Genomic DNA, 11,205 nt, shown 5'->3' with positions numbered 1-11,205 from the left:
CGGCAGAAAGTTCAAGAAATAAAAAAAGCGCCTGGAGAGATCCGGGCGCTTTTTTGCTGTCTGGTTTCGGGTGTGCGGCGGGTGAGGGCGCCTACTGGAAGCGGATGATCGAGACCTCGCCTTCAAGCGCACCCTGATAGGCTGCGGCATGCGGCTCCTCGACGGGCTCCTCGGTCATGATGCCGATCTGGTCGAGATCCGCCTCGATGAAGCCTTCTTCGGACAGCGCGTTCAGCGCCTCGCGCACCGCGCTGTCGTCATCGGGCGCGCGCAGGAGAATGTGCAATTCGATGCCTTCGCTGTCCTTGGCCTCATAGCCCTTGCCGATGATGATGAAGACCATCGGGGCTTCGTGCTTGTTGTCGTTGTCCGGGTCGGTGATCATGACGACATCGTCTCCTGGTGGGAGGGGTGGAACCGACTCAAGGTTTAGCCGGCGGCTGTTGAACTTTACTTAGCGGCTTGCCATGCAAATCCCAGTGGTTAATGATTTTGAGCGCCGCTTTTGCACGGCTGTGTGAGCAGAAAAGCCGCCGAAAGGCCGCAGATGCGGGGCATGCGGGGGCTAATTCCGGATTCGGCCTTGACGCGCGAGGGGTAAAACAGTAAACGGCCCCTCATCGGAAGCGATGTGAGGCTTGCCCGTTTGGATCGACTCGTTCCTGACTTGGCCTCAAACAAGGTTCCAAACGCACGTTGAAGACAGGTATGCTGCACGCATGACGCATCGGAATGCGTCCTCTGCTTTATGTGGTCCTTTCCAGTTCGGAACGGGCCATGTTTTGCGCATGTTGATATGTGTGCCGAGGCCGGAGACGGCGACCACACGGGCCCCAAAAGGGTCTTGAGACAAGATTTTGCAAGGGATGGGTATATGCCTACCGTAAACCAGCTGATCCGCAAGCCGCGCCAGGCACAGGTCAAGCGCAACAAGGTGCCTGCTCTGCAGGAAAACCCGCAGAAGCGCGGCGTCTGCACCCGCGTTTACACGACGACCCCGAAGAAGCCGAACTCGGCTCTGCGTAAGGTCGCCAAGATCCGCCTGACCAATGGCTTCGAAGTCATCGGCTACATTCCGGGCGAAGGTCACAACCTTCAGGAACACTCTGTCGTCATGATCCGTGGCGGCCGCGTGAAGGACTTGCCGGGCGTTCGCTACCACATCATCCGTGGTGTTCTTGATACCCAGGGTGTCAAGAACCGCAAGCAGCGCCGCTCGAAGTACGGCGCAAAGCGTCCGAAGTAATCCACAAGATCCGGCGCCGCGCGAGGTTCTCCGCGTGTTAAGGCGCCAACACCAGTTTTGAGAGACGGAACGTATGTCCAGACGTCATAAAGCAGAAAAGCGCGAGATCAACCCGGATCCGAAGTTCGGTGATCTGGTTGTCACGAAGTTCATGAATGCCATCATGCTGCACGGCAAGAAGTCGGTTGCAGAAACCATCGTTTACGGTGCGTTCGATGTGGTTCAGGGCAAGGCCAAGTCCGACCCGTTGCAGACCTTCCATCAGGCGCTCGAAAATGTGGCGCCGCACGTTGAAGTGCGTTCGCGCCGCGTGGGTGGTGCAACCTATCAGGTTCCGGTCGACGTCCGTCCCGAGCGCCGCCAGGCCCTGGCGATCCGTTGGTTGATTGCAGCTGCCCGCAAGCGCAACGAAACCACCATGGTCGACCGCCTCTCCGGCGAACTGATGGATGCAGCAAACAACCGTGGCAGCGCCGTCAAGAAGCGTGAAGACACGCACAAGATGGCCGACGCGAACCGCGCATTCTCGCATTACCGCTGGTAATCTTCATCCGATCGAATTTCGAAAGGCAGTCCTATGGCTCGCGAATATAAAATCGAAGACTACCGTAATTTCGGTATCATGGCGCACATCGACGCCGGCAAGACGACGACGACGGAACGTATTCTTTACTACACCGGCAAGTCGCACAAGATCGGTGAAGTGCACGACGGCGCGGCCACCATGGACTGGATGGAGCAGGAGCAGGAGCGTGGCATCACCATCACCTCCGCTGCGACGACCACCTTCTGGAAGGGTCGCGACGGCAAGATGCGTCGCTTCAACATCATCGACACCCCCGGCCACGTCGACTTCACCATCGAAGTCGAGCGCAGCCTGCGCGTTCTCGACGGTGCCATCGCTCTTCTCGACGCCAATGCCGGCGTTGAGCCGCAGACCGAAACCGTCTGGCGTCAGGCTGAAAAGTACAACGTCCCGCGGATGATCTTCTGCAACAAGATGGACAAGACCGGTGCTGACTTCTACCGCTCGGTAGAGATGATCAAGACCCGTCTCGGCGCCACCGCTGTTGTCATGCAGCTCCCGATCGGTGCAGAAACCGAATTCAAGGGCGTTGTCGACCTCATCGAGATGAACGCTCTCGTCTGGCGCGACGAATCGCTGGGCGCTGCCTGGGATGTTGTCGAAATCCCGGACGACCTGAAGGACAAGGCCGACGAATATCGCGAAAAGCTGATCGAGACGGTTGTCGAGATCGACGAACAGGCGATGGAAGACTACCTGAACGGCATCATGCCGGACAACGACAAGATCCGCGAACTCGTTCGTCGCGGCACGATCGACGTCAAGTTCCACCCGATGTTCTGCGGCACGGCCTTCAAGAACAAGGGCGTTCAGCCGCTCCTCGACGCCGTTGTCGACTACCTGCCGTCGCCGCTCGACATTCCGGCGATCAAGGGCATCGACGTGAAGACCGAAGGCGAAATCGAGCGTCACGCTGATGATGCCGAGCCGCTCGCCATGCTGGCCTTCAAGATCATGAACGACCCCTTCGTCGGTTCGCTCACCTTCTGCCGCATCTATTCGGGCAAGCTCGAAAAGGGTACGTCTGTCATCAACACGGTCAAGGACAAGCGCGAGCGCGTCGGCCGCATGCTGCAGATGCACTCCAACTCGCGCGAAGACATCGAAGAAGCCTTTGCAGGCGATATCGTTGCTCTCGCAGGCCTCAAGGAATCGACGACGGGCGACACGCTCTGCGATCCCCTGAACCAGGTTATCCTGGAGCGCATGGAATTCCCCGAGCCGGTCATCCAGATCGCCATCGAGCCGAAGACCAAGGGCGACCAGGAAAAGATGGGCCTCGCGCTCAACCGTCTTGCTGCCGAAGATCCGTCCTTCCGCGTCAAGACAGACCAGGAATCCGGCCAGACGATCATCGCCGGCATGGGCGAACTTCACCTCGACATCATCGTCGACCGCATGCGTCGCGAGTTCAAGGTTGAAGCCACCGTCGGTGCTCCGCAGGTTGCCTACCGCGAAACCATCACGCGCCAGCACGAAGAAGACTACACGCACAAGAAGCAGTCCGGTGGTACCGGGCAGTTCGCACGCGTCAAGATCATCTTCGAACCCAACCCCGAAGGCGACGATTTCAAGTTCGAATCGAAGATCGTCGGCGGTGCTGTTCCGAAGGAATACATTCCGGGCGTTCAGAAGGGTATCGAAAGCGTTCTGTCTTCGGGTCCGCTCGCCGGCTTCCCGATGCTCGGTGTCAAGGCAACCCTCGTAGACGGCGCCTTCCACGACGTCGACTCGTCGGTTCTCGCCTTCGAAATCGCCTCGCGTGCCTGCTTCCGTGAAGCGGCCAAGAAGGCTGGTGCCCAGCTGCTCGAGCCGATGATGAAGGTCGAAGTGGTGACGCCGGAAGATTACGTCGGTGACGTGATCGGCGACCTCAACTCCCGCCGTGGTCAGATCCAGGGCCAGGAAAGCCGCGGCATTGCCGTGGTCATCAATGCCCATGTTCCGCTCGCGAACATGTTCAAGTATGTCGATAACCTGCGTTCGATGTCGCAGGGCCGCGCGCAGTACTCGATGGTCTTCGACCATTACTCGCCGGTTCCGTCCAACGTCGCTCAGGAAATTCAGGCGAAGTACTCCGGTCAGAAGTGACCGGAGTTCCCTTGAACCCATAACAAGTTAGAATTCGCCTGCGTTTGCGGGCAAGAAGATGGAGAGCCTGAAATGGCAAAGAGCAAGTTTGAGCGCAACAAGCCGCATGTTAACATCGGCACGATTGGCCACGTTGACCACGGCAAGACGTCTCTGACGGCAGCGATCACGAAGTATTTCGGCGAGTTCAAGGCGTACGACCAGATCGACGCTGCTCCGGAAGAAAAGGCACGCGGCATCACCATCTCGACGGCGCACGTCGAGTATGAGACGGCCAACCGTCACTATGCGCACGTTGACTGCCCCGGCCACGCCGACTACGTCAAGAACATGATCACCGGTGCTGCGCAGATGGACGGCGCGATCCTGGTTTGCTCGGCAGCCGACGGCCCGATGCCGCAGACCCGCGAGCACATCCTGCTTGCCCGTCAGGTTGGCGTTCCGGCCATCGTCGTGTTCTTGAACAAGGTCGACCAGGTTGACGACGCCGAGCTTCTCGAGCTCGTTGAGCTGGAAGTTCGTGAACTTCTGTCGTCCTACGACTTCCCGGGCGACGATATCCCGATCGTCAAGGGTTCGGCTCTGGCTGCTCTTGAAGACAGCGACAAGAAGATCGGCGAAGACGCGATCCGCGAGCTGATGGCTCAGGTCGACGCCTACATCCCGACGCCTGAGCGTCCGATCGACCAGCCCTTCCTGCTGCCGATCGAAGACGTGTTCTCGATCTCGGGCCGTGGTACGGTTGTGACGGGCCGCGTCGAGCGTGGTATCGTCAAGGTTGGCGAAGAAGTCGAAATCGTCGGCATCCGCGCCACGACCAAGACGACGGTGACCGGCGTTGAAATGTTCCGCAAGCTGCTCGACCAGGGCCAGGCCGGCGACAACATCGGCGCTCTGATCCGTGGCGTTCAGCGTGACGGCGTCGAGCGTGGCCAGATCCTGTGCAAGCCGGGCTCTGTCAAGCCGCACAAGAAGTTCATGGCTGAAGCCTACATCCTGACGAAGGAAGAAGGCGGCCGTCATACGCCGTTCTTCACCAACTACCGTCCGCAGTTCTACTTCCGCACGACGGACGTGACCGGCATCGTGTCGCTTCCGGAAGGCACGGAAATGGTCATGCCGGGCGACAACGTCACGGTTGCCGTTGAACTGATCGTTCCGATCGCGATGGAAGAAAAGCTGCGCTTCGCAATCCGCGAAGGCGGCCGCACCGTCGGCGCCGGCATCGTCGCTTCGATCATCGAGTAATTCAAAGCCTGCCGGGCGAAAGGTTTTCTTTCGCCCGGTGCTTTTTAACCGATGATCGACGAAATTTCATGCGCAGCGCCGGTTGGCGCTTGCGTATGACATGAAAATGTTGCAAATGGCGCGCGAGCAAGATTTGCGGCCTGCTTCGCTTTTGCGAAGCGGGTAAAACAATCCAAAAGGTGGGCTTTTGGGCCCGAAGACTGGATGAGGATGTCGCATCGCGGCGTTCTCCTCGATCTTTGACACCGGTGGTCCCGCCTTTTCAGATAAAGAACACCCCCTGCCGTGCTGTTGGCACCGGGGAGAACAAGATAACAAGGATAACGTCGAATGAACGGCCAAAATATCCGCATTCGCCTGAAGGCGTTCGATCACCGAATTCTCGATGCTTCCACGCGCGAGATTGTGTCGACGGCGAAGCGCACCGGAGCTAGCGTCCGGGGCCCCGTTCCGCTTCCGACTCGCATCGAGAAGTTTACGGTTAACCGGTCCCCTCACATCGATAAGAAGAGCCGCGAGCAGTTCGAAATGCGCACGCATAAGCGTCTGCTCGACATCGTCGATCCCACCCCGCAGACGGTAGACGCGCTGATGAAGCTCGATCTCGCCGCCGGCGTCGACGTGGAAATCAAGCTCTGAGACCCGCGTCTTGAGCTGAGTGAGAAGGATTGAACCGATGCGTTCAGGTGTAATTGCACAGAAAGTGGGAATGACCCGCGTCTATAACGACGCTGGCGAGCATGTCCCGGTGACGGTTTTGCGCGTTGAGAACTGCCAGGTTGTCGCGCACCGCACAGATGAAAAGAACGGCTACACGGCTGTTCAGCTTGGCGCTGGCGTTGCCAAGGTCAAGAACACGACGAAGGCCCTGCGTGGTCACTTTGCCGTGGCTCAGGTCGAGCCGAAGGCAAAGGTCGTGGAATTCCGCGTCGATGCCGACAATCTCGTCGATGTTGGTTCTGCCATCACCCCGAGCCACTTCACGGCTGGCCAGCTGGTCGACGTGACGGGTACCTCGATCGGTAAGGGTTTTGCCGGTGCCATGAAGCGCCATAACTTCGGCGGTCTTCGCGCCACGCACGGTGTGTCCGTTTCGCACCGCTCCCATGGTTCGACCGGTTCCAACCAGGATCCGGGTCGCGTCTGGAAGGGCAAGCGCATGGCTGGTCACATGGGCCAGACGCGCATCACCACCCAGAACCTCGAAGTGGTTTCGCTGGATGACGACCGTGGCCTGATCCTCGTCAAGGGCGCCGTCCCCGGTTCGAAGGGTTCCTGGATCATCGTCCGCGACGCCGTCAAGTCGGCCGCGAAGTAAGGGAGCCCAGAACATGGAATTCAACGTCAAGACCCTCGAGGGTAAAGACGCCGGCAAGGTCTCCCTGTCGGACGAGATCTTCGGCCTCGACCCCCGCCAGGACATCCTGGCCCGCATGGTGCGCTGGCAGCTTGCCAAGAAGCAGCAGGGCACGCACAAGACCAAGACCCGCGCCGAAGTTTCGCGCACGGGCGCCAAGATGTACAAGCAGAAGGGTACGGGCCGCGCTCGTCACCATTCGGCACGCGCTCCGCAGTTCCGCGGCGGCGGCAAGGCTCATGGTCCGGTTGTTCGCAGCCACGAGCATGACCTGCCCAAGAAGGTTCGTGCACTTGCTCTGCGTCACGCGCTCTCGGCAAAGCTGAAGGCTGAAGACCTGATCATCGTCGATCAGCTGGTTGCTGCCGAAGTCAAGACCAAGGCACTGGCCGGCACGTTCGAGACGCTCGGCCTCACCAATGCTCTCGTGATCGGCGGCGCCGAACTCGACAGCAACTTCAAGCTCGCTGCCCAGAACATCCCGAACGTCGATGTTCTGCCGGTTCAGGGCATCAATGTTTACGACATCCTGCGTCGCGGCAAGCTCGTCCTGTCGAAGGCTGCAGTGGAAGCTCTAGAGGAGCGTTTCAAGTGACCGATCTTCGCCACTATGATGTGATCGTCTCTCCTTCGATCACCGAAAAGTCGACGCTTCTGTCTGAGCAGAACCAGGTCGTCTTCAACGTCGCCAAGGACGCTTCCAAGCCTGAAATCAAGGCTGCCGTGGAAGCTCTGTTCGGCGTCAAGGTCAAGGCCGTCAACACGCTCGTCCGTCTGGGCAAGACCAAGCGTTTCCGCGGCTTCATCGGCAAGCAGAAGGACGTCAAGAAGGCGATCGTGACGCTTGCTGAAGGCCAGTCGATCGACGTATCGACCGGCGTCTGAGGTAGGGAACAAGAACAATGGCATTGAAAAGCTTTAACCCGACGACCCCCAGCCAGCGTCAGCTGGTCATCGTCGACCGCTCTGGCCTCTGGAAGGGCAAGCCGGTCAAGGCGCTGACGGAAGGTCTCTCCAAGAGCGGCGGTCGTAACAACCTCGGTCGCATCACCGCTCGCTTCATCGGCGGCGGTCACAAGCGCACCTACCGTCTCGTCGATTTCAAGCGTCGCAAGTTTGAAGTCGAAGGCACGGTCGAGCGTCTGGAATACGACCCGAACCGTTCGGCCTTCATCGCGCTCATCAACTACGCCGATGGCGAACAGGCCTACATCCTGGCTCCGCAGCGTCTGGCTGCCGGCGACAAGGTGATTGCCTCCGACAAGGCTGTGGACGTCAAGCCCGGCAACGCCATGCCGCTGCAGTACATCCCGGTCGGTTCGATCGTCCACAACGTCGAAATGAAGCCCGGCAAGGGCGGTCAGATCGCACGTTCGGCTGGCACCTATGTCCAGCTCGTCGGCCGCGATGCCGGCATGGCGATCCTGCGCCTCAATTCGGGTGAACAGCGTCTGGTTCCGGGCTCGTGCCTGGCAACCGTTGGCGCCGTGTCCAACCCGGACCACGGCAACACCAACGACGGCAAGGCCGGTCGCACCCGCTGGCGCGGCAAGACCCCGCATAACCGCGGTGTCGTCATGAACCCGGTCGACCACCCGCACGGCGGTGGTGAAGGCCGCACGTCCGGTGGTCGCCACCCGGTTTCCCCGTGGGGCAAGCCGACCAAGGGCAAGCGGACTCGCTCGAACAAGTCGACCGACAAGTTCATCATGCGCTCGCGCCACCTGAAGAAGAAGTAAGAGAGGTAGTCAGAAATGGCTCGTTCAGTATGGAAAGGTCCGTTCGTTGACGGCTATCTTCTCAAGAAGGCTGAGAAGGTTCGTGAAGGCGGTCGTAGCGAAGTGATCAAGATCTGGAGCCGTCGCTCCACGATCCTGCCGCAGTTCGTCGGTCTCACCTTTGGTGTCTACAACGGCAGCAAGCATGTTCCGGTCAGCGTCAACGAAGACATGGTCGGCCACAAGTTCGGTGAATTCTCTCCGACCCGGACCTACTACGGTCACGGTGCGGACAAGAAGGCAAAGAGGAAGTAATCATGGCGAAGGCAAAGACCGAACGCCGGCTGAAGGACAATGAAGCGCAGGCTGTTGCCCGCACGCTTCGCGTCAGCCCGCAGAAGCTGAATCTGGTTGCCGCCATGATCCGCGGCAAGAAGGTTGAGCGCGCGCTCGCAGAACTCGAGTTCTCCCACAAGCGCATTTCCGGCCAGGTGAAGAAGACCCTTGAGTCTGCAATCGCCAACGCCGAAAACAACCATGACCTAGACGTCGACAGCCTTGTCGTCGCCGAAGCCTATGTCGGCAAGTCCATCACCATGAAGCGTTTCCACGCTCGTGGCCGTGGTCGTGCATCCCGCATCGAAAAGCCGTTCGCGCATCTCACGATCGTCGTGCGCGAAGTCGAGGAAAAAGGGGAGGCCGCATAATGGGTCAGAAAATCAATCCGATCGGTTTCCGCCTCGGCATTAACCGTACCTGGGACAGCCGTTGGTTCGCCGACAACGCCGAATACGGCCAGCTGCTCCATGAAGACCTGAAGATCCGCGCATACCTTATGTCCGAGCTGAAGCAGGCCGGCATTGCTAAGGTGATCATCGAGCGTCCGCACAAGAAGTGCCGCGTCACGATCCACTCGGCTCGCCCGGGTCTGATCATCGGCAAGAAGGGTGCGGACATCGAGAAGCTTCGCAAGAAGATCTCCACGATGACCAATTCCGAAACGCACCTCAACATTGTTGAAGTGCGCAAGCCGGAAGTGGATGCCACGCTGGTCGCTCAGTCGATCGCCCAGCAGCTGGAACGCCGCGTGGCGTTCCGTCGTGCCATGAAGCGTGCCGTTCAGTCGGCGATGCGTCTTGGCGCCGAAGGCATCAAGATCACCTGCGCAGGTCGTCTCGGCGGTGCGGAAATCGCCCGTACCGAATGGTACCGCGAAGGCCGCGTGCCGCTTCACACGCTGCGCGCCGACATCGATTACGGGACGGCGGAAGCCGAAACCGCATTCGGTATCTGCGGCATCAAGGTCTGGATCTTCAAGGGCGAAATCCTTGAGCATGATCCGATGGCTTCTGAACGCCGCGCTCTCGAAGGTGACGCACAGGGTCCGGCAAGCCGCGACCGTGGTGATCGTCGTCGCGAGAACGCTTGATTAGCGCTGGCGAAAGATAAGCTCGGAGAAGTAAGAAAATGTTGCAGCCAAAGCGTACCAAGTACCGCAAGCAGTTCAAGGGCCGCATCAAGGGCGTCGCCAAGGGTGGCTTCGACCTGGCATTCGGTGAATTCGGCCTGAAGGCACTCGAACCGAACCGCGTCAATGCACGCGAGATCGAAGCGGCCCGCCGCGCGATCACGCGTTACATGAAGCGCGCCGGTCGCGTATGGATCCGCGTCTTCCCGGACGTTCCGGTCACGGCAAAGCCGACCGAAGTGCGTATGGGTAAGGGCAAGGGTTCGGTTGAATACTGGGCTTGCAAGGTCAAGCCCGGCCGTATGATGTTTGAAATCGACGGTGTGTCCGAGGAAACGGCGCGCGAGGCCCTGCGTCTCGGCTCCGCCAAGCTCTCGGTCAAGACGCGCTTCGTTCAGCGCATCGCAGAGTAAGGGGTAAGGCACATGAAAGCCGAAGAAGTACGCGGCCTGACGGCCGACCAGCTCAAGGACAAGCTTGCGGACCTGAAGAAGGAGCAGTTCAACCTGCGCTTCCAGAAGGCAACCGGTCAGCTCGAAAAGTCCTCGCGCGTCAACGAAGTCCGCAAGGATATCGCTCGCGTGAAAACCATTGCCCGCCAGAAGGCGGCAGAAGCAAAGGCCTAAGGGAAGAACAATATGCCGAAGCGCATTCTGCAGGGCGTCGTGGTCAGCGACAAGAACGACAAGACGGTAGTGGTTCGGGTTGAGCGTCGTTTCGCTCACCCGCTGCTCCAGAAGACGGTTCGTCGTTCCAAGAAGTACAAGGCTCACGACGAAAACAATCAGTACAAGACCGGTGATGTGGTTTCCATTCAGGAATGCGCACCGATCTCGAAAGACAAGTGCTGGACGGTCATCTCCGCCCAGGCTTAATTTACAGCTCGATGCGTTCCGGGCCTTGTGTTCGGCGTAGAAATCTGTATGAAGCAGCGCATTGGCGCAGAACGCCCGGTCACGGGCGTTCTTTTGCTTTGCAGCGCAGGGAAGGTCTCTTGACGAGAAACCACCTTGGCAAGATCCATCCCGCGCGAAAAACAAATATGTCCATGAGCTGGAAGAGGGGGCCAAGGCCCAACCGTTCCAGTCATTACGAGAAGGCGACCTGACATGATTCAGATGCAAACAAACCTCGACGTTGCCGATAATTCCGGCGCGCGTCGTGTCATGTGCATCAAGGTGCTGGGCGGCTCCAAGCGCAAGTACGCTTCCATCGGCGACATCATCGTGGTGTCGATCAAGGAAGCCATCCCGCGCGGCCGCGTCAAGAAGGGCGACGTTATGAAAGCCGTCGTTGTTCGCACCGCCAAGGACATCCGCCGCCCCGACGGCAGCGTCATCCGCTTCGATAACAACGCAGCGGTCCTCATCGACAATAAAAAAGAGCCGATCGGCACCCGTATCTTCGGACCGGTTCCGCGCGAACTTCGCGCCAAGAACCATATGAAGATCATCTCGCTGGCTCCGGAAGTACTCTAAGGGGGCGGATAGC

Annotated in this window: 17 protein-coding genes; 16 read left to right on the top strand and 1 reads right to left on the bottom strand. The window is 59.3% G+C overall.

The window, feature by feature from the left end:
- Positions 1–91 precede the first annotated feature (91 nt).
- Entirely contained in the window at positions 92–385 is a 294-nt protein-coding gene (locus J2858_RS00300) for a transcriptional regulator (protein ID WP_210102778.1), read from the bottom strand.
- 489 nt (positions 386–874) lie between these two features.
- Here J2858_RS00300 and rpsL point away from each other — a divergent pair, with 489 nt between their 5' ends.
- The 16 genes from rpsL to rplN all read left to right on the top strand — a co-directional run bounded on the left by rpsL (position 875) and on the right by rplN (position 11,192).
- Entirely contained in the window at positions 875–1,246 is a 372-nt protein-coding gene (gene rpsL / locus J2858_RS00295; RefSeq protein ID WP_003507760.1) for a 30S ribosomal protein S12, read from the top strand.
- Between the two features lie 73 nt (positions 1,247–1,319).
- Entirely contained in the window at positions 1,320–1,790 is a 471-nt protein-coding gene (rpsG, locus tag J2858_RS00290) for a 30S ribosomal protein S7 (RefSeq protein ID WP_210102777.1), read from the top strand.
- 33 nt (positions 1,791–1,823) lie between these two features.
- Complete coding sequence (gene fusA / locus J2858_RS00285; protein WP_210102776.1) at positions 1,824–3,923, top strand: elongation factor G; 2,100 nt, start codon at positions 1,824–1,826, stop codon at positions 3,921–3,923.
- A 72-nt stretch (positions 3,924–3,995) separates the two neighbouring features.
- On the top strand, positions 3,996–5,171 hold the full coding sequence (tuf, locus tag J2858_RS00280) for an elongation factor Tu (RefSeq protein ID WP_210102775.1): 1,176 nt from the start codon (positions 3,996–3,998) through the stop codon (positions 5,169–5,171).
- 330 nt (positions 5,172–5,501) lie between these two features.
- The gene (gene rpsJ / locus J2858_RS00275) at positions 5,502–5,810 is read left to right on the top strand and encodes a 30S ribosomal protein S10 (protein WP_003547547.1); all 309 of its coding nucleotides are present in this window, start codon (positions 5,502–5,504) and stop codon (positions 5,808–5,810) included.
- Positions 5,811–5,847: 37 nt separating this feature from the next.
- Positions 5,848–6,489, top strand: coding sequence for a 50S ribosomal protein L3 (rplC, locus tag J2858_RS00270; RefSeq protein ID WP_210102774.1), 642 nt, complete (start codon positions 5,848–5,850; stop codon positions 6,487–6,489).
- Between the two features lie 13 nt (positions 6,490–6,502).
- Complete coding sequence (rplD, locus tag J2858_RS00265) at positions 6,503–7,123, top strand: 50S ribosomal protein L4 (protein ID WP_210102773.1); 621 nt, start codon at positions 6,503–6,505, stop codon at positions 7,121–7,123.
- Positions 7,120–7,413 (top strand): 50S ribosomal protein L23, encoded by a 294-nt coding sequence (locus J2858_RS00260; protein WP_137131958.1) that lies wholly within the window; start codon positions 7,120–7,122, stop codon positions 7,411–7,413. Before rplD ends, J2858_RS00260 begins: the two co-directional genes overlap by 4 nt.
- A gap of 17 nt (positions 7,414–7,430) precedes the next feature.
- Positions 7,431–8,267, top strand: a complete 837-nt coding sequence (rplB, locus tag J2858_RS00255; RefSeq protein ID WP_210102772.1) for a 50S ribosomal protein L2 — start codon at positions 7,431–7,433, stop codon at positions 8,265–8,267.
- 15 nt (positions 8,268–8,282) lie between these two features.
- On the top strand, positions 8,283–8,561 hold the full coding sequence (rpsS, locus tag J2858_RS00250) for a 30S ribosomal protein S19 (protein WP_028735901.1): 279 nt from the start codon (positions 8,283–8,285) through the stop codon (positions 8,559–8,561).
- 2 nt (positions 8,562–8,563) lie between these two features.
- Positions 8,564–8,953 (top strand): 50S ribosomal protein L22, encoded by a 390-nt coding sequence (gene rplV / locus J2858_RS00245; protein ID WP_210102771.1) that lies wholly within the window; start codon positions 8,564–8,566, stop codon positions 8,951–8,953.
- On the top strand, positions 8,953–9,675 hold the full coding sequence (gene rpsC, locus J2858_RS00240; RefSeq protein ID WP_210102770.1) for a 30S ribosomal protein S3: 723 nt from the start codon (positions 8,953–8,955) through the stop codon (positions 9,673–9,675). The genes rplV and rpsC overlap by 1 nt, the downstream gene beginning before the upstream one ends.
- Before the next feature lie 38 nt (positions 9,676–9,713).
- Entirely contained in the window at positions 9,714–10,127 is a 414-nt protein-coding gene (rplP, locus tag J2858_RS00235) for a 50S ribosomal protein L16 (RefSeq protein ID WP_210102769.1), read from the top strand.
- 12 nt (positions 10,128–10,139) lie between these two features.
- A complete protein-coding gene (rpmC, locus tag J2858_RS00230; protein WP_016553554.1) occupies positions 10,140–10,340 on the top strand; it encodes a 50S ribosomal protein L29 in 201 nt (66 codons plus the stop codon).
- A 12-nt stretch (positions 10,341–10,352) separates the two neighbouring features.
- The gene (rpsQ, locus tag J2858_RS00225) at positions 10,353–10,589 is read left to right on the top strand and encodes a 30S ribosomal protein S17 (protein ID WP_210102768.1); all 237 of its coding nucleotides are present in this window, start codon (positions 10,353–10,355) and stop codon (positions 10,587–10,589) included.
- 234 nt (positions 10,590–10,823) lie between these two features.
- Positions 10,824–11,192 (top strand): 50S ribosomal protein L14, encoded by a 369-nt coding sequence (gene rplN, locus J2858_RS00220; RefSeq protein ID WP_007770138.1) that lies wholly within the window; start codon positions 10,824–10,826, stop codon positions 11,190–11,192.
- The last annotated feature ends 13 nt before the right edge of the window (positions 11,193–11,205 follow it).

Origin of the sequence: Neorhizobium galegae (genome assembly GCF_017877135.1) — a bacterium.
Taxonomy (GTDB): domain Bacteria; phylum Pseudomonadota; class Alphaproteobacteria; order Rhizobiales; family Rhizobiaceae; genus Neorhizobium; species Neorhizobium galegae_A.
Note: the sequence above shows the minus strand (reverse complement) of the source record. Positions and strands in the feature narration are given on the sequence as shown.